General features: G+C 65.9%; 24 protein-coding genes. 15 read left to right on the forward strand and 9 right to left on the reverse strand.

The genetic code is table 11. The features are described 5' to 3' along the window. Positions 1-26 precede the first annotated feature (26 nt). Both CLG96_RS02510 and CLG96_RS02515 read right to left on the reverse strand, forming a co-directional pair. Positions 27-842, reverse strand: coding sequence for an enoyl-CoA hydratase/isomerase family protein (locus CLG96_RS02510; protein ID WP_107966266.1), 816 nt, complete (start codon positions 840-842; stop codon positions 27-29). Continuing rightward, on the reverse strand, positions 839-2,119 hold the full coding sequence (locus tag CLG96_RS02515) for a CaiB/BaiF CoA transferase family protein (protein ID WP_243395571.1): 1,281 nt from the start codon (positions 2,117-2,119) through the stop codon (positions 839-841). Before CLG96_RS02515 ends, CLG96_RS02510 begins: the two co-directional genes overlap by 4 nt. A gap of 321 nt (positions 2,120-2,440) precedes the next feature. Here CLG96_RS02515 and CLG96_RS02520 point away from each other — a divergent pair, with 321 nt between their 5' ends. The 8 genes from CLG96_RS02520 to CLG96_RS02555 all read left to right on the forward strand — a co-directional run bounded on the left by CLG96_RS02520 (position 2,441) and on the right by CLG96_RS02555 (position 11,040). Then, positions 2,441-3,712, forward strand: a complete 1,272-nt coding sequence (locus tag CLG96_RS02520) for an MFS transporter (RefSeq protein WP_207796532.1) — start codon at positions 2,441-2,443, stop codon at positions 3,710-3,712. After that, positions 3,709-5,040: a glycerate kinase type-2 family protein gene (locus tag CLG96_RS02525; RefSeq protein ID WP_107966268.1), complete on the forward strand. Its 1,332-nt coding sequence runs from the start codon at positions 3,709-3,711 to the stop codon at positions 5,038-5,040. Before CLG96_RS02520 ends, CLG96_RS02525 begins: the two co-directional genes overlap by 4 nt. Positions 5,041-5,168: 128 nt before the next feature. Continuing rightward, positions 5,169-5,846, forward strand: coding sequence for a GntR family transcriptional regulator (locus CLG96_RS02530; RefSeq protein WP_107966269.1), 678 nt, complete (start codon positions 5,169-5,171; stop codon positions 5,844-5,846). 69 nt (positions 5,847-5,915) lie between these two features. Next, positions 5,916-6,437, forward strand: a complete 522-nt coding sequence (locus CLG96_RS02535) for a gamma carbonic anhydrase family protein (protein ID WP_107966270.1) — start codon at positions 5,916-5,918, stop codon at positions 6,435-6,437. A 131-nt stretch (positions 6,438-6,568) separates the two neighbouring features. Then, positions 6,569-7,480, forward strand: a complete 912-nt coding sequence (gene bla / locus CLG96_RS02540) for a class A beta-lactamase (RefSeq protein ID WP_107966791.1) — start codon at positions 6,569-6,571, stop codon at positions 7,478-7,480. A 292-nt stretch (positions 7,481-7,772) separates the two neighbouring features. Beyond that, complete coding sequence (locus CLG96_RS02545) at positions 7,773-8,993, forward strand: 3-dehydroquinate synthase (protein ID WP_107966271.1); 1,221 nt, start codon at positions 7,773-7,775, stop codon at positions 8,991-8,993. Next, entirely contained in the window at positions 8,990-10,186 is a 1,197-nt protein-coding gene (gene eboE / locus CLG96_RS02550) for a metabolite traffic protein EboE (RefSeq protein ID WP_107966272.1), read from the forward strand. Before CLG96_RS02545 ends, eboE begins: the two co-directional genes overlap by 4 nt. Then, the gene (locus tag CLG96_RS02555) at positions 10,162-11,040 is read left to right on the forward strand and encodes a UbiA family prenyltransferase (protein WP_107966273.1); all 879 of its coding nucleotides are present in this window, start codon (positions 10,162-10,164) and stop codon (positions 11,038-11,040) included. Before eboE ends, CLG96_RS02555 begins: the two co-directional genes overlap by 25 nt. Before the next feature lie 10 nt (positions 11,041-11,050). On the opposite strand, the gene CLG96_RS02560 is transcribed toward CLG96_RS02555, so the two are convergent. Further along, entirely contained in the window at positions 11,051-12,433 is a 1,383-nt protein-coding gene (locus CLG96_RS02560; protein ID WP_107966274.1) for an alkaline phosphatase family protein, read from the reverse strand. A 187-nt stretch (positions 12,434-12,620) separates the two neighbouring features. Here CLG96_RS02560 and CLG96_RS02565 point away from each other — a divergent pair, with 187 nt between their 5' ends. Together CLG96_RS02565 and CLG96_RS02570 are read left to right on the forward strand one after the other, a co-directional pair. Next, entirely contained in the window at positions 12,621-13,394 is a 774-nt protein-coding gene (locus CLG96_RS02565; RefSeq protein WP_107966275.1) for an EboA domain-containing protein, read from the forward strand. Further along, complete coding sequence (locus CLG96_RS02570; protein WP_207796533.1) at positions 13,391-14,284, forward strand: TatD family hydrolase; 894 nt, start codon at positions 13,391-13,393, stop codon at positions 14,282-14,284. The genes CLG96_RS02565 and CLG96_RS02570 overlap by 4 nt, the downstream gene beginning before the upstream one ends. Positions 14,285-14,437: 153 nt before the next feature. Here CLG96_RS02570 and CLG96_RS18595 read toward each other — a convergent pair whose 3' ends face one another. The 3 genes from CLG96_RS18595 to CLG96_RS02585 form a co-directional block, all read right to left on the reverse strand. After that, the gene (locus tag CLG96_RS18595) at positions 14,438-14,674 is read right to left on the reverse strand and encodes a DUF1488 family protein (protein WP_165799492.1); all 237 of its coding nucleotides are present in this window, start codon (positions 14,672-14,674) and stop codon (positions 14,438-14,440) included. 49 nt (positions 14,675-14,723) lie between these two features. Next, on the reverse strand, positions 14,724-15,260 hold the full coding sequence (locus CLG96_RS02580; protein WP_207796534.1) for a GNAT family N-acetyltransferase: 537 nt from the start codon (positions 15,258-15,260) through the stop codon (positions 14,724-14,726). 89 nt (positions 15,261-15,349) lie between these two features. Further along, on the reverse strand, positions 15,350-15,631 hold the full coding sequence (locus CLG96_RS02585; RefSeq protein ID WP_107966279.1) for an SWIB/MDM2 domain-containing protein: 282 nt from the start codon (positions 15,629-15,631) through the stop codon (positions 15,350-15,352). Between the two features lie 137 nt (positions 15,632-15,768). Here CLG96_RS02585 and CLG96_RS02590 point away from each other — a divergent pair, with 137 nt between their 5' ends. The 4 genes from CLG96_RS02590 (at position 15,769) to CLG96_RS02605 (ending at position 19,876) form a co-directional block, all read left to right on the forward strand. After that, positions 15,769-16,893, forward strand: a complete 1,125-nt coding sequence (locus CLG96_RS02590; protein WP_107966280.1) for a glycoside hydrolase family 130 protein — start codon at positions 15,769-15,771, stop codon at positions 16,891-16,893. After that, entirely contained in the window at positions 16,890-18,485 is a 1,596-nt protein-coding gene (locus CLG96_RS02595) for an alpha-amylase family glycosyl hydrolase (protein ID WP_107966281.1), read from the forward strand. Before CLG96_RS02590 ends, CLG96_RS02595 begins: the two co-directional genes overlap by 4 nt. After that, positions 18,486-19,499 (forward strand): glycosyltransferase family 4 protein, encoded by a 1,014-nt coding sequence (locus CLG96_RS02600; protein WP_107966282.1) that lies wholly within the window; start codon positions 18,486-18,488, stop codon positions 19,497-19,499. A 95-nt stretch (positions 19,500-19,594) separates the two neighbouring features. After that, positions 19,595-19,876 (forward strand): hypothetical protein, encoded by a 282-nt coding sequence (locus CLG96_RS02605; RefSeq protein ID WP_107966283.1) that lies wholly within the window; start codon positions 19,595-19,597, stop codon positions 19,874-19,876. Between the two features lie 30 nt (positions 19,877-19,906). On the opposite strand, the gene CLG96_RS02610 is transcribed toward CLG96_RS02605, so the two are convergent. Beyond that, a complete protein-coding gene (locus CLG96_RS02610; protein WP_133175321.1) occupies positions 19,907-20,146 on the reverse strand; it encodes a DUF5818 domain-containing protein in 240 nt (79 codons plus the stop codon). 591 nt (positions 20,147-20,737) lie between these two features. Here CLG96_RS02610 and CLG96_RS02620 point away from each other — a divergent pair. Beyond that, positions 20,738-20,938, forward strand: a complete 201-nt coding sequence (locus tag CLG96_RS02620; protein WP_107966286.1) for a hypothetical protein — start codon at positions 20,738-20,740, stop codon at positions 20,936-20,938. 24 nt (positions 20,939-20,962) lie between these two features. Here CLG96_RS02620 and CLG96_RS02625 read toward each other — a convergent pair whose 3' ends face one another. Beyond that, positions 20,963-23,023 (reverse strand): NAD(+) synthase, encoded by a 2,061-nt coding sequence (locus CLG96_RS02625; protein ID WP_107966287.1) that lies wholly within the window; start codon positions 23,021-23,023, stop codon positions 20,963-20,965. Next, a complete protein-coding gene (locus CLG96_RS02630; protein ID WP_107966288.1) occupies positions 23,020-23,526 on the reverse strand; it encodes a CinA family protein in 507 nt (168 codons plus the stop codon). The genes CLG96_RS02625 and CLG96_RS02630 overlap by 4 nt, the downstream gene beginning before the upstream one ends. Between the last annotated feature and the right edge of the window lie 28 nt (positions 23,527-23,554).

Genomic DNA, 23,554 nt, shown 5'->3' on the forward strand with positions numbered 1-23,554 from the left:
TATATTATGTCATATCATTAGGGGGCTTAGCGTCCCTGCCAGTCGATCCGGGCCTTATTGCCGAAGGCCGCGACGCCATGATGGAAGTCGGCGCTGCCATAGCAGGCGCGGATCAGGTCGCTTATGTCGGCGTCCGGTCCGTGCACGAGGCGAAGCAATGTCTCCCGGGTCGCCCTCATGCTGATGGGCGCATGCCCCACCAGGCGATCGCAGAGCCGCGCGACCTCGGCATCGAGCTCCTCCGGCGGCACCACCACCTCCAAATATCCGATCGGGAGCAGCGCCTCCGCCGCGGGCATTTCGGCGAGCAGCAGCATTCGCTTGACCCAGCTCAAGCCCAGCGTCGCGCAGAGCCGGCGCAGATTGGCGGCGGAGAGGCAGTTTCCCAGGGTGCGCGCGATCGGCACGCCGAAACGCGCGCCCGTGGCGGCGATACGGATGTCGCAGGCATTGGCGATGGCGAGCCCGCCGCCGACCGCATAGCCTTCCACGACGGCGATTGTGGGCACGCGAAGCTGCTCCAGCGCCGCAACGAAGCTGTCGATTCGGGCTTCATAGGCGATGCCGTCGTCAGCCGAGCTGAACGCCCGGAACTGCGCGATATCGGTGCCGGCGACGAAGGCCTTGCCGCCCGCGCCGCGCAGGACGGCGACGCGGATGTCCGGCCTCGCGTCAATCTCCGCGCATGCTTTGGCCAGCGCATCGTACATCGCCCAGGTCATCGCGTTGCGGGCCGACGGGCGGTCGAACAGGATATGCGCGACGTGGCCCTCGACGCGCAGCGTCACGCGCCCATCATCAGGGGATTGCCCGCGAAGCTCCACGGCCGCCTGCGCGCTCACAGCGTGAAGGCTCCCTGCCGGCGGAGCTCCTCCAGCCGGTCGCGCTCCAGGCCGAATTCGGCGAGCACCTCGTCCGTATGCTCGCCGAGCAGAGGCGGATGACGGCGTATCTGCTGCGGTGTCCCGGCCAGCTTCACGGGAAAACCGATATTGGGCAGCTTGCCTTCGACCGGATGGTCGATCTCGAGCCGCATCTGCCGATGGCGGCCATGAACGCCCTCAAAGGCTTCGGGATAGCTGTTCATGCGCCCTGCGGGAATCCCGACGGCGAGCAGGCGCGCGACCCATTGCTCGGCGGGCCGGGTGATGAAGGTCGTCTCGAGTTCCGCGATCAGAATCGCGCGATTGGCGAGACGGGAGGGAATATCGGCATAGCGGGGATCGTCGAGCAACTCGGCACGGCCGAGCTCCTGGCAGAGCTTGCGCCAGAGCTTCTGGTTCGTCGCCCCCATGACGAAATAGCCGTCCGCGGCCCTGACCGCCTGATAGGGCGCGCTCATGCGGTTCGCGGTGCCGAGCGGCTCTGGCACCCGGCCGGTGCCCCAATATTCGGAAATGTCCCAGATGGAGAAGGCGAGCGCCGCCTCGAACAGCGAGGCGTCGATGAACTGGCCGCGTCCCGTGGACCGGCAGCCGATATAGGCGCTCAATATGGCATAGGTCGCGAAGAGCGCGCAGCCGATATCGGCGACCGGCACGCCCGCCTTCACCGGGGGACCGCCCGGATGGCCGGTGACGCTCATCACGCCGGACATGGCCTGTGCCATCAGGTCGAAGCCTGGACGGTCCGCCCAGGGGCCGGTCTGTCCGAAGCCGGAAATGCTCGCATAGACGAGACGTGGATTGATCGCGCTGAGCGTGTCATAGTCGATGCCAAGCTTCTTCACGACGCCCGGCCGGTAATTTTCGACGACGATATCGGCGCGTTCGACCAGCTTGAGGAAGGCCGTCCTCCCCGCGGGATTTTTGAGGTTGAGCGTGATGCTCCGCTTGTTCCTGTTGAGATTGAGGAAACCCATGCTGTCATTGCCCTTGAGCTTGAAGCCCATGGCGCCGCGCGTCTGGTCTCCGGTTTCGGGTGGTTCCACCTTGATGACGTCGGCGCCCAGATCGCCGAGCAGCATGGTGCAGAAGGGGCCGGCCATGACCTGCGTGACATCGAGCACCCTGATCCCAGCGAGGGGCAGCGCGTTGGTGCGCGCGGGCCGGGGCCCGACCGCCTCGGCATCATTCGTGCGCGTGCCGTCCATCCTATTGGCATGGGACGCATCTTCCATGGCCGCAGCCTCCTTCCCCGTGGTTCGTTCGAGCATCAGCCCGTTAATGAATAATGAATTCATAATTGCACATGCATCACATAGCAAGCGACTATCGCAAGAAGTGAATTATGCATTCATTATCCATTGACGGCGCAGCCTGCGGCGCTTAGCAATGAAGGCTCCGCCAAGAGTCGCGCAGGCCAGATTTGCAGGGACCGGCGGAAAGAAAATAATGACAGGAGAAGGAAAATGGCCGCTGGATTGGAGGGTGGATTATCCCAGGCCGTCAAAAGGACGGTCACAACCGCGCCCGGAAGGGTCTTTGGTCTGATTTGCCTGATGTATTTCATCACCTATGTCGACCGGGTCAATATCTCGACCCTGGCGCCACTGATCTCGGATGAACTGGGGCTCTCGAATATTCAACTCGGCCTTGTCCTGTCGGCATTCGGCTATCCCTATGCGCTGCTGCAGATCATCGGCGGCACGGCGGCCGACAAGTTCGGCGCACGCAGAACCCTGATGATCTGCGGCGGCATCTGGGCGATCTCGACAATCGCCACCGGACTTGTCGGTGGACTTCTCTCGCTGCTGATCGCGCGCATCCTCCTCGGCATCGGCGAGGGCGCCACCTTCCCCGCGGCCACCCGCGCCATGGCATCCTGGGTCCCCGCGGCGCGGCGCGGCTATGCGCAGGGCATGGTCCATTCCTGCTCCCGCCTTGCCAATGCGATCACACCGCCCTTGGTGGTGCTGTTCGCCGCCTATCTCGGCTGGCGCGGCGCGTTCATCGCGCTGGGCTGCGCAAGCCTGGTCTGGGTGCTGATCTGGGTTCTCTATTTCCGCGATGACCCGCGCGATCATCCCGGCGTAACGCGAGGCGAGATCGAGCTGTTGCCGCCGCATATGAGCCGGGCGAAGGCAAGCGCCCGGAAGGTGCCGTGGGGGGCGTTGGTCCCCGCCATGATGCCGACGACCATCGTCTATTTCTGCTATAATTGGACATTCTGGCTCTACATCACTTGGCTGCCGAGCTATTTCGTGAAGGCCCATGGCCTCAATCTCAAGGACATGGCGATCTTCACCTTCGGCATATTCGCGGCCGGCGTGGTCGGCGACACTCTGGGCGGCGTTCTGACCGACTTCTTCTATCGCCGCACCGGCAACATGCCGCTGGCGCGCCGCATCGTCATCGTCTTCAGCCTGCTGGCCTCGATGATCTGCCTGACTCCGGCGCTTTTCGTGAACGACCTCGCGATCATCGGCCTTTCGCTGGCGACGGCCTTCTTCTTCCTCGAGCTGCTGGTCGGGCCGATCTGGGCGGTGCCCATGGATATCGCGCCGGAATATGCGGGCACGGGCAGCGGCATCATGAACACCGGCTCGGCGATCGCCGGCATTCTGTCGCCCATCGTCTTCGGATTGGTGATCGAACTGACCGGCAGCTACTCCCTGCCCTTCTACGGCTCGACGATATTGCTGACGGTAGGCGCGATCATCGCCTTCTTCTTCCTGCCCAAGCGCGGCCTGACTTTCTCCGCCGCCTCCGACGATGCGCGCGCCACCCCATATCCCAGGACCGGCGCAGTGCAGGACGTGGCAGCGCAATGAGCGGCGGCACCCGGAGCCTGCCCTTCACGCTGCAAGGGCACGGGGTTTGGCAGGATGCGGAGGCTCGCCGCTTTCTGCGCCATATATTCGATAGCGGGGTCGCCGCGGCGGACCCGCGACAGGTCCTCGCGGCGCACCTGCCTCCACCGCCGCGCACTGGGCGCTGTGTGGTGGTGGGTGCAGGGAAATCGGCCGCCGTCATGGCGGCCGCGCTGGAGCAGGCCTGGCCCGACGTGGCGCTGTCGGGCCTCGTCGTCACCCGCTACGGCCATGCTGTGCCGACGCAGCGGATCGAGGTGATCGAGGCGTCGCACCCGGTTCCCGATGTGCGGAGCGAATATGCCGCGCGGCGGATGCTCGCCGCGGTCAGCGGGCTTGGCGAAGACGATCTGGTGATCGCGCTGATCTCGGGCGGCGGATCCGCGTTGCTGGCCCTCCCCCGGCCGGGATTGACCCTTGCGGACAAGCAGGCCGTCAACCGGGCGCTGCTGCATAGCGGTGCGACCATCGCGGAGATGAATCTCGTCCGCAAGCAGCTGTCGGCGATCAAGGGCGGCCGGCTGGCCGCCGCCGCGGCGCCGGCGCGGGTGCTGACGCTCGCCATCAGCGACGTCCCCGGCGACGATCCGGCGACGATCGCGAGCGGCCCCACAGTGATCGAGCCGGTCGATCCCGACGCCGTACGCGATATAATCAAGCGCTATCGGCTGGAGCTTCCGGCGCATGTCGCCGCTGCTCTCGAGGCTGCATCTACCGAGACGCCGGAACCGGGAAGCTTGCCACGCACGGAGTTCAGGATGATCGCGACGCCGGCGATGGCGCTGGACGCCTGCGCATCCGCCGCCCGGGCCTATGGCGTCACGCCGCTCATCCTCGGCGATGCGCTGGAAGGCGAGAGCCGGGAACTCGGCATTGCCATGGCCGGCATCGCCCGCAGCGTGAAGCGCCATGCCCAGCCGGTCGCGGCGCCGGCGCTGCTGCTGTCTGGGGGCGAGACGACCGTGTCCATCGGCGATACGCCGCCCGGTCGCGGAGGACGGAACACGGAATTTCTGGCGGGGCTTGCCGTCGCGCTGACAGGCGAGCGCGGGATATGGGCGATCGCCGGGGATTCGGACGGCATCGACGGCACCGAGGATGCCGCGGGTGCCATCATCACTCCCGACACGCTGGCGCGCGCGGAGGAGAAAGGCCTGAGCGCGCGCACGCTGCTCGCACGCCATGACAGCTACAGCCTGTTCCAGGCATTGGACGATCTGGTCGTGACCGGCCCCACGCTGACCAATGTCAACGACATAAGGGCCATATTGATCGTGCCGGCCACATGATCGCGGCCCCGCTCCCCTATGGCATCTTGGGTTCCATCATCGGGAAGGCTAGATCGATCCTGAACGAACAGCCCCAAGCGCTTTGCCGCCACGGTCGGCGGCATGCAGCAGTTGCAGGACCGATATTGATGCCCGAAGCCACCCAGATTCCCCGGCAAAGTCTGCACGATGCGCTGACGCCCAGCCTGCGCGGAATGATCCTGGGCGGAGAGCTGAAGCCGGGCGCCAAGATCCCGGAACGACAGCTATGCGAGCGCTTCGGCGTCTCGCGCACGCCGCTCCGCGAGGCGCTCAAGGTGCTCGCCGCCGAAGGATTGATCGAGCTGCTGCCGCAGCGGGGGGCGATCGTCGCGCAGATCAGCGCGGAGGATATTGAGGAGCTTTTCCCCATCATGGCCGCGCTCGAGGCGCTGGCGGGCGAGCTTGCCTGCGAGCGCGCGACCGATGCGGATATCGCCCGCATCAGGGCGCTGCACGATCAGATGATGGAAAGCTACCGGATCGACGACGAGGACAATTATCTCCGCCTCAACCGCCTCGTCCACGAGGCTATTTTCGATATCGCCCGCAACGACACGCTGGCCGCCATGTATCAGCAGATATTGATGCGCATCCACGCGCACCGCTTCATCGTCCGCAAGAGCGAGGCGAACTGGAAAAGCGCCGTGGAAGAACATGAGCAGATCATGGAAGCGCTCGCCGCGCGCGACAAGCGCCGCCTGTCCCGGCTGCTGCGCAAGCATGTCACCGGAACGACTGCCAGGATCGCCCGAGAATCGGTGGAACGCGCGGAAGCAAAGCCGTGAGATTTGGCCTGGCGCCTAAGAGGCGATGATCGAAGCAACTTTCGTCGGATAAAAAAGGGAGGAAAGCGGATGCTCTACAGCTTGGATGGCGACCGGCCGGAGATTGCTGCCCCGGACTGCTATGTCGCGCCGACCGCCCTCCTCATCGGCCGCGTGAAACTGATGCCGCGCGCGAGCATATGGTTCGGCGCGGTGCTGCGCGGAGATGCGGAGCTGATCGCGATCGGCACGGGCAGCAATGTGCAGGATAATTCCGTGCTGCACACCGATCCCGGCTTCCCGCTGACGCTCGAGGAGGATGTGACGGTCGGGCATCTCGCGACGCTGCATGGCTGCGTCGTCGGCGCGGGATCGCTGATCGGCATGGGCGCGACCGTCATGAACGGCACCAGGATCGGCCGGAACTGCCTGATCGGCGCGCGCGCACTGATCACGGAAGGCAAGGATATTCCCGACGGCTCGATCGTGCGCGGCAGCCCCGGAAAGATCGTCGGCGAAGTGACGCCCGACCATATCGACATGATGGCGAAGACCGCCCAATCCTATCGGGACCGCGCCGCACATTATCGGCTGCACCTGGAGGCGATCTGAGCATCCGGGACGATCCGGATGGCCTTTCGTCTCCATCTTATGACCGGATAGGCAAAATTCCCGGCCGTCCCCGGAATTTATCGTTGCGCTGTCAGCCGGACATGCTCCACCCGTCGGGAAGGAGGATGGATATGCTCGACAGACGCGGCTTCACCGGATTGATCGGCGGCGGACTGCTGCTCGGCGTCGGCGGGATGCCGCTGGCCGCGGCCGGGATGCGCCGGGAAAACGGCGATCGGCAGGATGCGGAGCGATCCGCCGCGCTCAACGCACGGATCGCGCGGATCGAGGCGGAAAGCGGCGGGCGGCTGGGCGTCTTCCTGCTCGACAGCGGATCCGGCCCGCGTTTCGGCTATCGTGCGCGCGAGCTTTTTCCGATGTGCAGCACCTTCAAATTCCTGCTGGCCGCGATGATCCTCGCGCGCGTCGATCGCGGGAAAGAGAGGCTGGACCGGCGCATCCGCTTCGGGCCCGAGGCAATCGTCACTTATGCGCCGATCACCGGAAAGCATGTCGGCGGCGACGGCATGTCGATCGCCGAACTATGCGAGGCGACGATGACGCTGAGCGACAATGTCGCCGCCAATCTGCTGCTCGATACGATCGGCGGACCGACAGCGCTGACCGCCTGGCTCCGCACGATCGGCGACAAGGTGACGCGTCTCGACCGGAACGAGCCGTCGCTCAACGAGGCGCGGGCGGGCGATCCGCGCGACACGACGACCCCGCTCGCCATGCTGGGCAATTTGCGCAAGCTGCTGATCGGACGCACGCTGTCCGCCCCCTCGCGCGCGCTGCTCACCAGCTGGATGGTCGGCAACAGGACGGGCGACCGGCGGCTGCGCGCCGGCCTGCCATCAGGCTGGCGCGTCGGCGACAAGACCGGGACGGGCGAGAATGGCACATATAATGACATTGCCATCATCTGGCCGCCCGAACGGCCGCCCCTGCTGATGACCGCCTATCTGACCCAGGCCCGCCCCGATCGGGGCGATGCCACGCTTGCCGAGGTCGCACGGGCAATGGCGGAGCTGGCAGGCTGAGGCAGACCACGCCGCGGCCGGAACGGAAGCGGAGAATCGATACGATTGTATAACAGCTCCGTAATCTCCCGCTGTCGAACAGCAACGAACATGAAGTATGATGCCCTCCAAGAGGCGGAGGCATGCTGAGGCAAAATCCGGCAGAGACGGATAGATAATAATAAAAACCTGGGAAAAAGCATCCTCCGTCTCTGCCACATTTCCCCTGGTCACGGACTTCTCCGATCGTCGATCTTCGCGACGGAAGGTCATTTCATGACATCATGGCGGGATATAGCCCGGAGCTTGCCCCATGGCTTATCGACTTGGCCGAGTGGAACCCGTCTCCTTGGCCGGCATCTCGCCGCCCTATTCGATTCATCGCCAGCGCTTCACCGTCACCTATGACTATGCCGTGCTGTTCACGCGCGATTGCTTCGCCCCGGACAATGACACGCTGGCGATGGTGATGGCGAGGGCGCCCGGCGCGCCGCGCCCGCGCTGCATCGCCTTCGTCGATCTCGGCGTCATCGCCGGCCGACCCGATCTGATCGCGGAAATCGACACCCATTTCTCGACGCGGGACGATCTGCCCAATCTGATCCGTCCGCCTCAGCCGCTACCCGGCGGAGAGGCGATCAAAAATGATCCGCAACTGATCGCCCGCCTGCAGGACATGATCCTCGAAGGCCGTATCGATCGCCATTCCTATGTGCTCGCGGTGGGCGGCGGGGCCTTTCTCGACGCGGTCGGGCTGGCCGCGGCGATGGCGCATCGCGGCGTCCGCCTGGTGCGCGTGCCGACGACCGTGCTGGCGCAGAATGATTCGGGCGTGGGCGTGAAAACCGCGATCAACCGCAACGGCGCCAAGAATCAGATCGGCGTCTTCGCCCCGCCCTGGGCAGTGATCAACGATGCCGCGCTGCTCGACAGCCTGCCCCGGCGGGATCGCATCGCCGGCATGGCCGAGGCGGTGAAGGTGGCGCTGATCCGCGATGCGGATTTCTTCGCCTGGCTCGAACGATCCGCCAACGCGCTCGTCCGCTTCAAGCCGGAGGCGGTGGCGACCATGATCCGCCGCTCGGCCGAGATCCATATGCGCCAGATCGCCGAGGGCGGCGACCCCTTCGAGCAGGGCAGCGCCCGGCCGCTCGATTTCGGCCATTGGGCCGCGCACAGGCTGGAGGAGCTGACGCACGGCCAGTTGCGCCATGGCGAGGCGGTGGCGATCGGCATCGCGCTCGATACGCGCTATTCGGTGCTATCCGGACTGCTGCCCGCCGGCGAGGAGTTGCGCGTGGACGCGTTGCTGGAGCAGCTCGGCTTCAGCTTGTGGCATCCCGCGCTTGGCCTGCGCGACGACGCCGGCCGGCCGCTCGTCCTGGCAGGGATCGAGGCGTTTCGCGAGCATCTGGGCGGGCGGCTGACCATAACTTTGCTCGCCGCACTCGGCCGCGGCATCGAGGTCAATGTGATGGACGCGAAGCTGATCGGGCAGGCGATCGACTGGCTCGCGGAACGCGCATCGCCATGATGGTCCGGCCGGACGAATGGTTGGGCTATTGCCTCAACGTCCATCCCACGCAAAGCTTCGCCGAGGTGCGCGCGGCATTGCTCGGCCCGGTCAGGGAACTCAAACGCCGGCTCGCCCCCGATCGGCCCTTCGGCGTGGGCCTGCGCATGTCCGCCGAGGCGCTTGCCCATCCGGATGCGGCTGGGGAGATCAAGGCGATCTTCGCGGCGGAAGGCTTCGCCGCTTATACGATGAACGGCTTTCCCTATGGGCGCTTCCATGGCGCGCCGGTCAAGGAAGCGGTCTATGAGCCCGATTGGTCGAGCAGGGCACGCCTCAACTACAGTCTGGGCCTGGCGGAGCTGATGGCGGCGCTGGTGCCCGAAGGCGCCATGGCCACGATCAGCACGGTTCCGGGCGGTTATGCGGAAAGGGTCGGCCACAAGCCGGAGGAGATTGCCGAAGTGCTGCTCCGCGCCGCCGCCCATCTGGTGCGGCTCGAGCGCCGCACGGGGCGCCGCATCGCGCTCGCGGTGGAGCCCGAGCCGAGCTGCCTGATGGAGACGGTCGCCGACGCGGTCGCCTTCTTCCGCGCGCATCTCCTGACCGACGGAGCAGCGCGCCGGCTGGCCGCGCTTGCCGACATAAGCCCGGCTGAAGCCGCGCAGGCGCTCCCCCGCCATCTCGGCCTATGCCTCGACGTCTGCCATATGGCGGTAGGATTCGAGGATGCCGGGGAGGCGGTGGCGGCGCTCAGGGCGGCGGGCATCGCCATTCACAAGCTGCAACTGAGCGCGGCGCTGCGCATCGACCATATGGACGCGCGGAGCCGCAGCCGCCTCGCCGCCTTCCAGGACGAAATCTATCTGCATCAGGTGGTGGCGCGCACCGCCGATGGCGGCCTGCGCTCGCATCTCGATCTGCCGCAGGCGCTGGCGCTCGGCGAGGCTTCGGACGGCGAGGCCTGGCATATCCATTTCCATGTCCCCCTCTTCGCCGATCTCGCCCCGCCGCTGGGCTCGACGCGCGACGTGCTGGAACAGGTGCTGGCGCTCCATCGTGCCGAGCCGCTTTCCAGCCATTTGGAAGTGGAAACCTATACATGGGACGTGCTGCCGCCCGAGGTACATCCCGAAGGCATAGCAGGCGGCCCGATCGACATAATCGACGGCATTGAGAGGGAATTGCGATGGGCGCATCGACAACTTTCCTGATCCGCCCACGCGCGGCGATGCTGCTCGGCCGCGTCTCCAATCTGCCGACCATATTCAGCAACGCCATGGCCGGCTTCGCGCTGGCGGGCGGCGATTTCGCCCGCACGGAGGACCTCGCCGCACTCGCCGCCGCCGCACTGGCGCTGCTGCTCTTCTATGTCGGCGGCATGTATCTCAACGACGCCTTCGACGCCGCCGTCGATGCGCGCGAGCGGCCGATGCGCCCCATTCCGCGCGGCGATGCGTCGCGCGGCGCGGTGTTCGTCGCGGGCTCGGCGCTGCTGCTGGCTGCCATGTGGATCGCCGCGCGGAACGGCGCCGGCCCGGAGGGGCTCGCGCTCGCCACCGCAATCCTGCTCTACGACATGCTCCACAAGCGCACGGCGTTCGCCCCGCTCATAATGGGGCTCTGCCGCCTGCTCTGCTATGTGCTGGCGGCGCGGATCGCGGGGGCCGTGCCGGGGCCGGCGCTGCTGTTCGGCGCGTTCGGCCTTTTCTGCCATGTCGTCGGCCTCACTTATGCCGCCCGGCAGGAGGCGCATGACCGGCTGGGTTCCGCCTGGCCGCTGGCCGTGCTGGCCCTGCCGCTCGGCTGGGCGTTCTGGTCGGCCTGGGGCGATGGAACGGCGCTGATCCTCTGGCTTTGCCTGCTGGCAGCGACCGCGCTCGGCCTCAGCCGGCTGATGCGCCGCGCGGCGGGCGACGTGCCGCGCGCGGTGGCGCTGCTGATCGCCGCCATATCGCTGTTCGATGCGGTGCTGATCGCCGCCACGGGCGCGACGGCGGCCGCGATCGTGGCTGCCTTATGCTATCCCGCAACCCTGCTCCTGCAACGGCTGGTGCCCGGGACCTGACGCCCGCTCATCAATCGAACACATGCGCCAAGGCGAGCGCCTTGAAGTCGGTCGCCGCTACGGAGCCGGGCGGCAACAGCTCCGGATTGGAGGAAATGACGAGCGGTCCCTGATCGGGATCGTCCGTCAGCCGCCCGTGCGAGCCCCTCACCAGCCCCGTATCGCCGCTCGATATCACCGACATCAGCCGCCGCTGGCCGAGCTTGCGCAAGGCGAGCGTCCAGGCGGAGCTGAGCTTGGGGAAACGCAATGCGGGATCGAAGAACAGCTCCACCGGATCATAGCCCGGCTTGCGGTGGATATCGACGGTGGTGGCGAAATCGGGCGCGCGGGCGTCCTCCAGCCAATAATGATAGGCGAACCAGCGATCCGCCCGGGCGATCGCCACCAGCTCGCCGCTGCGCGGATGATCCAGCCCCTGCGCCTGCTTCTCCGGCCCACCCCATATCGCCTCCACCCCGTCCATGAGCTCGATCAGGCGCCGCACGCGGCCAATCTGTTCCGGCCGGCGGACATAGATATGGGCAAGCTGATGATCGGCGACCGCGAACGCCTCCGACGCGCCGGGATCGAGCAGCTCGCGCCCCAATTCCTCGCGCACCGTGACCAGCCCCGCCTCGCGCAGCGCACGATTGATGAAGATCGCTTCGCTGACCGGCGTGATGCCATATTCGGAAACGATCAGCACGCGCGCGTGCCGCGCCTCGGCCTGGGCGATGAGGTCGCCCGCCAGCGCGTCGACCTCGCGCAGCGCCCGGCCTATGGCGGGGTGTTTCCTGTCCGGCCCGTAGCGCTGCAGGTCATAATCGAGATGCGGCAGATAGCTCAGCGTCAGCGTGGGATTGCGCGTGGTGATGACATGGCTCGTCGCTGCCGCGATCCAGCGGCTGGCGCTGATATCCGCCATCGGCCCCCAGAAGCGGAACAGCGGGAAACTGCCGAGAAGCCCGGTCAGCTCGTCCCGAAGATCCACGGGATGGCTGTAGCAATCGGGGATCTTGCGCCCGTCGGCCGGATACATGGGCCGCGGCGTCACGCTCCAATCGGCGGTCGCATACATATTGTACCACCAGAAGAGCTTGGCGCAGGTAAAGTCCGGATCGCGCGCCCGGCCGGCCTCCCAAATCTTCTCGCCGGCGATCAGATGGTTGGACTGGCGCCACAGCCAGACCTCCGCCAGATCCCGGAAATACCAGCCATTGGCCACCGCGCCATGCCCCGCCGGCGGCAGGCCGGTCAGCAGCGTCGACTGGACGCTGCAGGTGACGGCGGGGGTCACCGTGCTCAACGGCCGCATGCCGCCGCGGGATGCCAGCCGCGAAAGATGCGGCGTATCGCCTCCCAACAGTTCCGGCGTCAGCCCGACGACGAGAAGCACAAGCGTCGGCGTCATCAATCCATCCTCGCAAGACGAATTGAGTAGGCGATATTACCTATTCTGAAACGTCATTCTGAGCAATCTATAGTGGATTCGATATCATAGACTGTATCACCCCAAATCGGGTGGCAATTTACGTGAGCTATATTCGACATTGTCGGCAATCTCTTCCGGCCGCATCTTTGCAGAAAAGGGGTATGGAATGAGCGTAACGACGCCGAAGCTGCTGCTCGGCCGCTGGATCGCCCGTCAGGCCGCCCCCGATGCGGCGCAATGGCTGGAGGATCATGCAGCGGCGATCGGCGAGGATCGCCCTGATGCGACGATCGATCATGATCTGGCCATGATCCTGGCGCGCATGCCCCGGCGGTTCGGCCGGGACGACCTCTTCCTCGATGCGGTGGATCTGGCGGAAGCTGATGCGGCCTGCCCCGGCTGGTCTCCGGCGGGCCTGAGCCTCGATGGCGCGGCACGGATATATGTGCTGCTGGCGCTCCCCGCCGAAGGTTTCGCCGCCCGTTTCCGCCGGTTGCGCCAAGGCGCCGATCTGGGAGAACTGGTGGCGCTGTTCCGCGGGCTTCCGCTCTATCCCGATCCCCACGGCCTCGAAGCGGAAGCGGCGGAAGGGCTGCGCACCAACATGCGCGCCATATTCGAGGCGATCGCCCATAACAGCCCCTATCCCGCCCCGATCTTCGATCAGCATCGCTGGAATCACATGGTGCTAAAGGCGCTGTTCGTCGGCAGCGCGCTCGCGCCCATTCAGGGCCTCGAAGCGCGCGCGAACAAGGAGCTGGCCGTCATCCTGCGCGATTATGTGCGCGAGCGGCGGGCCGCCGGCCGGCCGCTGCCGCCCGATCTGTGGCGCTGCCTCGAACCTCATGCCGCAGCGGCGGGAGCACTCGACGAGCTCGCGGCCGCGCGCCTTGCCGCCATCCCCGCCCCAGCCCCCAGCATCGAGGAACCCACGGCATGATGGTCATCGATCCGCACGCGCATATGATCTCGCGCACCACCGACGATTATCAGGCCATGGCGGATGCCGGCGTGGTGGCGGTGATCGAGCCGGCCTTCTGGGTGGGGCAGCCGCGCACGCATGTCGGCAGCTATATCGACTATCTTTCGGCGATACTGGGCTTCGAACGCTTCCGCGCCGGCCAGTTCGGCGTCCGCCATTATTGCACCATCGGCCTCAATTCGAAGGAGGCCAATGACGAGGCGCTGGCCGAAGCGGTGATGGACATATTGCCCCGTTTCGCGCTCAAGGAAGGCGTCGTCGCGATCGGCGAGATCGGCTATGACGAGCAGACTCCGCTCGAGGACCGTTATTTCCGCCGCCAGCTCGACCTGGCGCTGGAGCTCGACCTGCCCGTGCTGATCCACACGCCGCATCGCGACAAGAAACGCGGCACGTCGCGCTCGATGGACGTATGCGAGGAACATGGCGTGCCGCCCTCCCGCGTGATCGTCGACCATAATAATGAAGAGACGGTCGCCGAGGTGCTGGAGCGCGGCTATTGGGCGGCCTTCTCAATCTATCCCAGCACCAAGATGGGCGATGCCCGCATGGTCGAGATATTGAGGCGCTACGGTTCGGAACGCATCATCGTCAATTCGGCCTGCGACTGGGGCATTTCCGATCCGCTGGCCGTGCCCAGGACGGCGCATCTGGCGCTGGAGCGCGGCCTCCCGCCGGGCGATGTCCACGACGCCTGCTATGCCAATGCGCTCGCCGCCTTCGGCCAGAGCGGCCAGATGGCGGAAAGCGACTGGCTGGCCCCGCCCCCGATCGACCAGCGCACGCTGTTCGAAGGCAATTCCATATTGCGAGGCGGCCGCCCGCCCGTGATCGAACAGCAGAGCTAGATCAGCCCAGTTCTACTGAGGGCAGGGGTCCCATGTCTCTCACCATGAATACTGTCGTGCGTGGATAGAGACATGGATCCCTGCCTCCGCAGGGATGACGGGATTGTCGGGTTCAACCTTATTGCAAAGCGGACGGCAAAAGGCCGGCCCACCTCAAAAATCGATATCCGCGCCGGCGATGACGACGCCGCCATCCTCCAGCACCTGCCCGGCCGCGATCTTCTCGCGCGCGATCTGCTCGAAGACATGGCGATGCTTGTCGAATATCCATGCGCTCGGAAGCGTGCGCGAATGGCCGCCAGCGCATATTTCCAGCGCCCGCCGCCGCACGTAAAGGGGGATTACCTTCCCCTGATGGAGAAGGGTGGAATCATGATCGCCGGTCTTCATCGGCCGCCCTTTACCAGCAGCATGTCGGACAGGTGAAGCGGCGAAGCGCTCACTGCGCGGCCAGTTCCTTGTAGAATATGCTCGTGCCCCAAGGGCGCCCGTCGGGGAGCAGCGCATAGCCCGGCACATGCCCGGCGAATATCCATCCCAGCCGGCGATAGAGGCGCTCGGCATCGCTTCCCGCCGTATCGAGCACGAGCAGCGTCTTGCCCGCCGCGCGTGCCATATTCTCCGCCGTCTCGACCAGCGCCCGCCCCAGCCCGCGATTGCGCGCCCGCCGATGGACGAGCAGCTTGGCGAGGTCCCCCCGGTGCGGCTGGTTCTCGGGCTGATCGAGCACGATCTGCACCGTTCCCGCCGGCTGCGCTTCGCCATCAATGTCCGCCGCGATCAGGATGCGCTCGCCCGCCGCGACGGATAGGGCGATGCCGCGCCAATAGGCCTGCGCCCTGTCGGAGCCGAGCGGAGCCATGAAGCCGACCGACGCGCCGCCCGCCACGCAATCGACCAGGATCGCGGACAGGCCGTCGATCCGCTCCCTTATCTCATCGGCCGACAGGGATCGGATGACGGGCGAGAGGTTCAAGGCGCTTTCCCGAATGGCCATGAGCGATCGGGACCGCATAGCGCATCGCCCGCCGCATGCGCCACATGCGCCTGTCCATGCGCGTCAGATCATTTCAGATGGGCCGACAGATGCTTGTTCATCTCGAACATGGTCGCCTTCTTCTTGCCGAACACCTTTTCCAGCTTGGCGTCGGCGATGATCTCGCGCTTGTTCTCGGGATTTTGCAGATGATGCTTCTTGATATAGTCCCAGACCTTGCTGACGACGTCGCTGCGCGCGAGCGGCTTGGTGCCGACGATCGCGCCCAACTCATCCGATGGCTGCACTGGCCTGTGCAGGCCGTCCACCTTGCTGCCGCCACCGGACTTCCTTGCGGACTTCGCGGCCATATATCCTCCAGGGACAGAAAAAAGACCGAACTATAAACTTATGGCGGAAAGGATAGGTCCCCTGCCCGCCCGCCCCGGAACAGCATGGACCCGACTGGCGTTCACCGCGGCAATGTTCCTGGGCGCAGGGTCCGTGGATGGCCGGCACGAACGACGATTTCCTGATCTTCCGCCCCGATGACGTCGATCTGGCACGATCGCCGCTCCGCCGGTCGCTGGCCGAGCCGACCTATGCGCTCGGCGCCTTCAACCCAGGCCTTACCCGGCTGCCGAACGGCAATCTGCTGCTGATGGTGCGGATCGCCGAGGCGCTGCGGGAGCCGGTGATTGATGGCCGCATCCGCACAATCCGCTGGACGCCGCAAAGCTATGCGCTCGAAAGCTTCGCGCTCGACAGCGTCGACATGGCCGATCCGCGCTTATTCTCGCTGCGCAGGCCCGCGCATCGGATTCTGGCGCTTACCTCGCTCTCCTGGCTGCTCCCCGTCGAGCTGACGCCCGATGGGCGTGCGATCGTCGCCATCCATTATGATCGCGCGATCGAGCCCGCCGCCTCCTATCAGGAATATGGTGTCGAGGATGCGCGGATCAGCCGGATCGACAATCTCTGGTACATGACGGTCTGTTCGGTGAGTGCCGAGCGGCATTGCACCACGCTCCATATCTCGCGCAACGGGCTCGATTATGCGTTGCAGGGCATCGTGCTCGATCATCAGAACAAGGACATGATCCTGTTCGAAGGCAAGGTCGGCGGGCGCTTCATGGCGCTCACCCGTCCGCTGGGCGAGGTCTATTTCGCCTATCCCGATGCCAGCCCCTATGCCGGCGGCCCCTCGATCAACCTCGCCCAGTCGCCCGACGCGCTCCATTGGAAGCCGCTCGACCGGCCCGGCATACGCGGGCGGAAGGGCTCGACCTCCGCCCTGAAGGTCGGCGGCGGCAGCCCGCCCATCCGCACGGACAAGGGCTGGCTCCTGATCTATCATGGCGTCGAGATGCGCGGCGCAGTGGGCATCTATCGCAGCTTCTGGGCGCTGCTCGATCGCGACGACCCCAGCCTCATCCTCCGGCTGGAGGATGAGGCGCCGCTGCTGGAGGCCGATCCGGCGCTCACCCTGCCGATCGCGCATCAGGCCTATCTGCCCACCCCCGTCGTCTATACCAGCGGGATCGCGGATGGAGGCGACCATTATGTCGTGGCCTCGGGCGAGGCGGATCTCGCCTGCCGCATCACTCTTCTGCCCAAGGCGCTGTTCGCATGACCGCTCGCTGGTGGCAGAAGGGCGTCATCTATCAAATCTATCCGCGCTCCTTCCAGGATATGGACGGCGACGGCATCGGCGACCTGAAGGGGATCGCGCGACGGCTCGATTATCTGGCGGAGCTTGGCATCGACGCCATCTGGATCTCGCCAATCTATCCCTCGCCAATGGCTGATTTCGGCTATGACGTGGCCGATTATCGCGGCATCGATCCTCGCTTCGGCACGCTCGCCGATTTCGACGCGCTGCTCGCCGCCGCGCATGCGCGGGGCATGAAGCTGCTGCTCGATTTCGTGCCCAATCATAGTTCGGACCAGCACCCCTGGTTCATCGAGAGCCGCGCCTCGCGCACCAATCCGAAGCGCGACTGGTATATCTGGCGCGACGCGGCGCCCGGCGGCGGCCCACCCAACAATTGGATCAGCGATTTCGGCGGCTCCGCCTGGCAGTGGGACGAGGCGACCGGCCAATATTATTATCACGCCTTTCTGAAGGAGCAGCCCGACCTCAATTGGCGCAATCCCGATCTGCGCGCGGCGATGATGGACGTGCTGCGCTTCTGGCTGGATCGCGGCGTCGACGGCTTCCGCATCGACGTGCTGTGGCACATGGTGAAGGCCGCCGACTTCCCCGACAATCCGCCCAATCCGGATTATCGCCCGTCGATGGGCGAGATGCACAGCCTGCTCCAGCTCCATTCCACGGACCAGCCGGAGATCCACGATATCGCCGCCGAGATGCGCCGGCTGGCCGATTGCTATGGCGACCGCGTGCTGATCGGGGAGATCTATCTGCCGCTCGACCGGCTGATGCATTATTATGGGCGCGAGCAGGCGGGCGTGCATCTGCCCTTCAACTTCCAGCTGATCGAGGCGCCCTGGAATGCGCGCGGCCTCGCCCAAATGATCGCGGCCTATGAGGCGGCGCTTCCGCCCGGCGGCTGGCCCAACTGGGTGCTCGGCAATCATGATCGGCCGCGCATCGCCGCAAGGCTGGGCGAGGCGCAGGCGCGCGTCGCGACGATGCTGCTGCTCACGCTGCGCGGCACGCCGACCCTTTATTATGGCGACGAGCTCGGCATCGGCCATGTCGAGATAGCGGCCGATCGCGTGCAGGATCCGCGCGAGCTGCGCGAGCCGGGCCTGGGGCTCGGCCGCGATCCGGTGCGCACGCCGATGCCATGGGACGAAAGCCCGAATGCCGGCTTCACCACGGGCACGCCCTGGCTGCCGCTGAATCCGGACTGGCCCATGCGCAATGTCGCACGACAGGCCGGCGAGCCGGGATCGCCGCTGATGCTGCATCGCCGCCTGCTGGCACTACGCCGTACCCATGCCGCGCTCTCGATCGGCGACATACGGCTGATCGACACGGAGGGCGATATGCTCGCCTATGAACGACACGCGGACGGGGAAAGGCTGCTCGTCGCGCTCAACCTGGGCCATGATCCGCAACGCTTCGTGCCGCCACGCTGGGCGCGGGGCGCATGCCTGTTGCTCTCCACGATCGACGATCCTGTCGCCGGCGATGGCGAGGCGCTCATGTTCCGCCCGGACGAAGGCATGATCCTCGCGCCACAGGACAATAGCTGAATGCGCATCGCCATGCTGGCGCCCATCTCCTGGCGCACGCCACCTCGCCATTATGGGCCATGGGAGCTCGTCACCAGCCTGCTGACCGAAGGGCTGGTCGCGCGTGGCGTGGATGTCACGCTCTTCGCCACGCGGGATTCCCTTACAGCCGGCACGCTCGCTGGCATCTGCCCCGCGCCCTACTCGGAGGATGCGTCAATCGACCCCAAGGTGTGGGAGATGCTGCACGTCGCCCATGTCTTCGAGCGGGCAGGCGAGTACGATCTGATCCACAACCAGGCCGATTTCGTACCGCTCGCCTTTTCGCGCCTGGTCGATACGCCGCTCGTCACCACCATCCACGGCTTCTCCTCGCCGCGCATATTGCCGACCTACAGGGAATATGAGGATCGGGTCGCCTATGTCTCGATCAGCCATGCCGATCGCGCGCCCGGCCTGCGCTACGCCGCCACCATCCATCATGGCATTCCGATCGACGCGTTTCCCTTCGATCCGCAGGGCGGCGAGAATCTGCTCTTCTTCGGCCGCATCCATCCCGACAAGGGCGCGGCGGAGGCGATCGAGGTCGCCGCGCGCGCTGGCCGCCGCCTCGTCATGGCCGGCATCGTTCAGGATCAGGGCTATCATATGCAGCAGGTCGCGCCCGCCATCGACGGCGACAAGGTCCGCTATTTCGGTCCCGTCGGCGGCGAGATGCGGACGCGCACTCTAGGCTCCGCCCGCGCGCTCCTCCACCTGATCAATTTCGAGGAGCCTTTCGGCCTGTCGGTGATCGAGGCCATGGCCTGCGGCACGCCGGTGATCGCCACGCGGCGCGGATCCATGCCCGAGTTGATCGACCATGGCGTCACCGGCTTCCTCGTCGACAGCCTCGCTGAAGCGGTCGACGCCATCGCCCGCATCGACGAGATCGACCGCGCCGCCTGCCGCGCGGCGGTCGCGGCGCGCTTCAGCGTCGATCATATGGTCGATCGCTATCTCGACCTCTACCGCTCGATTCTCGGGCGCGCCTGACGGGCAGCCATCCGGGCCAAGCGGAGCCGCCGCGCCGGAACGCCTCAATGGGGAGCCGCGTTGGGGGCTTGGATGTCGCATCGTTGGAGGATGACATGAGCGACAGCAAGCATCCCATGCAGGCGGACGGATCGGGCACTAGCCGGAATGCCGGCGACAGTGTCGATCAGCCGGAGGCGAATGGCCGCAAGACTTCGGGCGAGTCCGGTGGCGGCTTCTATCCCAATCCGCATCGCGGCAAGAAACCCGGCCGCAGCCCCAGCGATTTCCTCGGCCATGGCGGGCAGACGGTGATGGCCTATCATGGCACCGGCCAGCTCGGCGACAAGAAGATCGAGGGACAGGAAAATCCGAACTCGCCCAGCAAAGAGGAATAGCCCTGATCCGCGCCCGAGCGGGCCTGCTCGCTATCCGGCGCGGGCCTGACGATGCGCGCCCATCCAGAGCACCTCCAGCCGCTCCGGCCCGCATTGCACGGCTTCCACCGTCACATGCCGGTCGAGCAACCCGTTGAAGGAAGGATCGGGCGCGAAGGTCCAGATACCGCCATCGTCGGCATCCAATATCATGCCGCGCGCGCCACGCCTCAGAAGGCCGGACATGCGCCGATGCAGTTGCGCGCCGGAGGGGCTCGACCACGGCTTCATGGCGTGACACTCCGGCCGCCGCACTGCGCCGGTCCCTTTCTCCACTTCTCCCGCATCGCAGCGAAGCCGCGCCTGCATCGATCGACCGTCTCTTCCGTCATGGCGCGCTCCATGGCTCGCATCCGGACATGATCCGCCTGCAGGGTCCCCGCTCCAATCACCTGCATTAGGGCCTGCAACTACCGGCGACCACGGATCCGGCCCCCGACACGACCCGCCGCAGACCCGGGCTGAACGGACTTTGCCTTGGAATTGGGTCGCGCACAGCGGGGTAAAAATAGGGTGGGGAATGGGGGTGCCCCCGGCCGCGCCATGAGCCGCTATTGGTTCGGCCGCGTGGAATCGCAGGGGGTCTCGCCGCGATGGGCCGAACATGTCGGAACAGTCGATCGGGGGCGCTCCCGAAAGCGATTCGCGGACCCCGTCGCGATCCGCCGAACGCCATACACGGCCCGGCGCGATGCGATGATGCAGATCAGGCCATGCGACTAATATAAGTGAAAGCATGGCTTCGGGCAGAACGGCACCTTCACCGAAGCGCTTGAAAGAGCGAACAAAAAACAATCGACGCCATTCAAGGAGAGACAAGGAATGAAGGGCAGACGCCATCCCAGCGGTATTCCCGCTCCGGTCCATCGGTCCTGGAATCTCGAACCCGGGGCGCGTCGCAATGTCAGCCCCTGGTTGTTGGCGGGACGGCAGCCGACCGCGGCCGATATCTGGGCGGTGATCGACGGCGAGGAAGCGGATCATTCCCTTCCCCACCATCCCCAATCCGAACCGAACAACTAATCCCCGCCCGCCGGCCCGCGCGGCTCAGCGGGCGACATCCTCCCCATCGGGCACGCCTGCCAGCTCGGCCAACCATGGCCGCGCCGTGCCGTCCGATGGGGCGCGCCAGTCGCCGCGCGGGGAGAGGCTGCCGCCGGCCGAGACCTTGGGCGCATTGGGGATGGCGGACCGCTTGAACTGGCTAGTCTGGAAGAAGCGGAACAGGAACTCGCCCAGCCAACGCCTGATCGTCGCCAGATCATAGGCGTTGCGCGCCTCCTCCGGCATGCCCGCCGGCCAGCGCCCCGCCGCCACATCCTTCCAGGCATGCCAGGCGAGGAAGGCGATCTTGGACGGCGGCAGGCCGTAGCGCACGACATAATGCAGGAAGAAGTCGTGCAGCTCATAAGGGCCGATCTTCGATTGCGTGCTCTGGATCGCGCCGTCGGCATCCGCCGGCACCAGTTCGGGCGAGATCTCGGTGCCGAGGATCGCGGTCAGCACCCGGTCCGTCTCGGCATCGAACTGGCCGGTCTGGACGCACCAGCGGATCAGATATTGGATCAGCGTCTTGGGCACTGCGGCATTGACCGCATAATGGCTCATCTGGTCGCCCACGCCATAGGTGCACCAGCCGAGCGCCAGCTCGGAAAGGTCGCCCGTGCCGACGACGAAGCCCTGCCGCTGATTGGCCAGGCGGAAGAGATAGTCGGTGCGCAGCCCCGCCTGCACATTTTCGAAGGTGACGTCATAGACGGGCTCACCGCTTGCGAAGGGGTGGCCCATATCGGCAAGCATCTGGCGCGCGGCGGGGCGGATGTCGATTTCCGCGCCGGTCACGCCCAATGCGCGCATCAGCGCCCAGGCATTGCCCTTGGTCTCCTCGCCCGTCGCGAAGCCCGGCATGGTGAAGCCCAATATCGCCGAACGCGCCATGCCGAGCCGGTCGCACGCCTTGGCCGCGACGATCAGCGCATGGGTGGAATCGAGCCCGCCCGACACGCCGATCACGAGATGTTTCGTGCCCGTCGCGGCGATACGCTTGGCGATCCCCTCCACCTGGATGTTGAACGCCTCATAGCAATCCTGATCGAGCTGCTCGGGCGTGTCGGGCACGAAGGGAAAGCGCCTGAGCGCCCGGTGCAAGCCCACATCCTCCATCGTCGGCCGATGCTCGAAGCGCACGCGTCGAAATGCCGTCTCGGGATGGCCCGCCACGGCCGCGCTGTCGTTGAACGTGCCGTTGCGCATCCGCTCCAGCCGCAGCCGCTGCACGTCGATATCGGCGACGATCATCCCCGGCTCGGTCGAGAAGCGGCGGGATTCTGCAATCGGCTCGCCCAGCTCATGGATCATCGCCTGCCCGTCCCAGGCGAGATCGGTGGTGCTCTCCCCCGGCCCCGCCGCCGAATAGATATAGGCCGCGACCGCGCGGAACGATTGCGACGCGCAGAGCAAGGCCCGCTCGCGCGCCTTGCCGATGACGATGTTGGATGCCGATAGATTGCACAGGATCAGCGCACCCGCGAGCGCACCCATTGTGGAGGGCGGCGTCGGCGACCAATAATCCTCGCAAATCTCGGCATGGAAGACGAAGTCGGCAAGGTCGCTCGCCGCGAAGAGCAGGTCGGTGCCGAACGGCACGGTCTGCCCGGCCACCTCTATCTCCAGCCCGCGCAGGCCCGCGCCGGGGGCGAACCAGCGCTTCTCATAATATTCGCGATAATTGGGGAGATAGGCCTTTGGCACCACGCCCAATATGCGCCCCCGCGCGATCGCCAGCGCGGTATTATAGAGCCTGCCGTTGCGACGCAGCGGCGCGCCTACCAGCAGCACCGGCTTGAGGCTCCGGCTTTCCTCGACGATCCGTGCAATCCCGGCCTCCACCGCATCCAGCAGCGCATCCTGCAGATGCAAGTCGTCGAGCGCATAGGAGGAGATGCCGAGCTCGGGAAACAGCATCAGGTCCACGGCCTGCGCATCGCCCTCGCGCGCGAGCGCCAGCGTCGCCTCTACATTGGCCGCCGGATCGCCCGCGGTCGCCAGCGGCGTGCAGGCCGCGACACGCACGAAACCCTGCGCATGGATCGAGAAGAAATCGGTCACGCCATCGCCTCACGCATCATTTCCAACGCCACCCGCATGCAGGCGATGCGAACCGGCCCCCGCCCTATATCGCCGAAATGCGCCTCGCGGTGTGAAGTTTTGCCGTCGCGCCGCGCGCAGCCGAAATGGACCAGCCCCACCTCGTCATCGGGGCCCGCGCGCCCGGCAAAGCCGGTGATGGCAAGCGCGATGTCCGCCGCGGAATGCGCGATCGCCCCCTCCGCCATCGCCACCGCAACCTCCCGGCTCACCGCGCCGCAACGCTCGATCTTCTCCGCCGCAATGCCGAGCAATTCGCACTTTGCCTGCTCGCTATAGACGATGAAGCCGCGCTCGAACGCATGGCTCGCTCCCTCCACATCGGTCAGCAACGATGCCAGAAGCCCCCCGGTGCAGCTCTCCGCCGTCGCCAGCGTCAGGTCGCGGTCACACGCCTCCTTCAAATATGCATGGGCCATCGCCTCCACCTCGTCCGGCATCACGGCAGACAGGGTCTCGGTCATCCTTCGCTCCTTGGTTTATATTCTGCCT

The organism is Sphingomonas oleivorans (assembly GCF_003050615.1).
GTDB lineage: Bacteria > Pseudomonadota > Alphaproteobacteria > Sphingomonadales > Sphingomonadaceae > Sphingomonas_H > Sphingomonas_H oleivorans.

Excerpts from the sequence above, each read along its gene's own strand:
- CLG96_RS18595 (WP_165799492.1), bottom strand. The coding sequence starts at position 14,674 with ATGAAGACCGGCGATCATGATTCCACCCTTCTCCATCAGGGGAAGGTA.
- CLG96_RS02535 (WP_107966270.1), top strand. The coding sequence starts at position 5,916 with ATGCTCTACAGCTTGGATGGCGACCGGCCGGAGATTGCTGCCCCGGAC.
- CLG96_RS02555 (WP_107966273.1), top strand. The coding sequence starts at position 10,162 with ATGGGCGCATCGACAACTTTCCTGATCCGCCCACGCGCGGCGATGCTG.
- CLG96_RS02610 (WP_133175321.1), bottom strand. The coding sequence starts at position 20,146 with ATGAAGCCGTGGTCGAGCCCCTCCGGCGCGCAACTGCATCGGCGCATG.
- CLG96_RS02590 (WP_107966280.1), top strand. The coding sequence starts at position 15,769 with ATGGCCGGCACGAACGACGATTTCCTGATCTTCCGCCCCGATGACGTC.
- CLG96_RS02545 (WP_107966271.1), top strand. The coding sequence starts at position 7,773 with ATGGCTTATCGACTTGGCCGAGTGGAACCCGTCTCCTTGGCCGGCATC.
- CLG96_RS02525 (WP_107966268.1), top strand. The coding sequence starts at position 3,709 with ATGAGCGGCGGCACCCGGAGCCTGCCCTTCACGCTGCAAGGGCACGGG.
- CLG96_RS02530 (WP_107966269.1), top strand. The coding sequence starts at position 5,169 with ATGCCCGAAGCCACCCAGATTCCCCGGCAAAGTCTGCACGATGCGCTG.
- CLG96_RS02570 (WP_207796533.1), top strand. The coding sequence starts at position 13,391 with ATGATGGTCATCGATCCGCACGCGCATATGATCTCGCGCACCACCGAC.
- CLG96_RS02560 (WP_107966274.1), bottom strand. The coding sequence starts at position 12,433 with ATGACGCCGACGCTTGTGCTTCTCGTCGTCGGGCTGACGCCGGAACTG.
- bla (WP_107966791.1), top strand. The coding sequence starts at position 6,569 with ATGCTCGACAGACGCGGCTTCACCGGATTGATCGGCGGCGGACTGCTG.
- CLG96_RS02565 (WP_107966275.1), top strand. The coding sequence starts at position 12,621 with ATGAGCGTAACGACGCCGAAGCTGCTGCTCGGCCGCTGGATCGCCCGT.
- CLG96_RS02595 (WP_107966281.1), top strand. The coding sequence starts at position 16,890 with ATGACCGCTCGCTGGTGGCAGAAGGGCGTCATCTATCAAATCTATCCG.
- CLG96_RS02605 (WP_107966283.1), top strand. The coding sequence starts at position 19,595 with ATGAGCGACAGCAAGCATCCCATGCAGGCGGACGGATCGGGCACTAGC.
- CLG96_RS02620 (WP_107966286.1), top strand. The coding sequence starts at position 20,738 with ATGAAGGGCAGACGCCATCCCAGCGGTATTCCCGCTCCGGTCCATCGG.
- CLG96_RS02630 (WP_107966288.1), bottom strand. The coding sequence starts at position 23,526 with ATGACCGAGACCCTGTCTGCCGTGATGCCGGACGAGGTGGAGGCGATG.
- CLG96_RS02515 (WP_243395571.1), bottom strand. The coding sequence starts at position 2,119 with ATGGAAGATGCGTCCCATGCCAATAGGATGGACGGCACGCGCACGAAT.
- CLG96_RS02585 (WP_107966279.1), bottom strand. The coding sequence starts at position 15,631 with ATGGCCGCGAAGTCCGCAAGGAAGTCCGGTGGCGGCAGCAAGGTGGAC.
- CLG96_RS02600 (WP_107966282.1), top strand. The coding sequence starts at position 18,486 with ATGCGCATCGCCATGCTGGCGCCCATCTCCTGGCGCACGCCACCTCGC.
- eboE (WP_107966272.1), top strand. The coding sequence starts at position 8,990 with ATGATGGTCCGGCCGGACGAATGGTTGGGCTATTGCCTCAACGTCCAT.
- CLG96_RS02520 (WP_207796532.1), top strand. The coding sequence starts at position 2,441 with ATGTATTTCATCACCTATGTCGACCGGGTCAATATCTCGACCCTGGCG.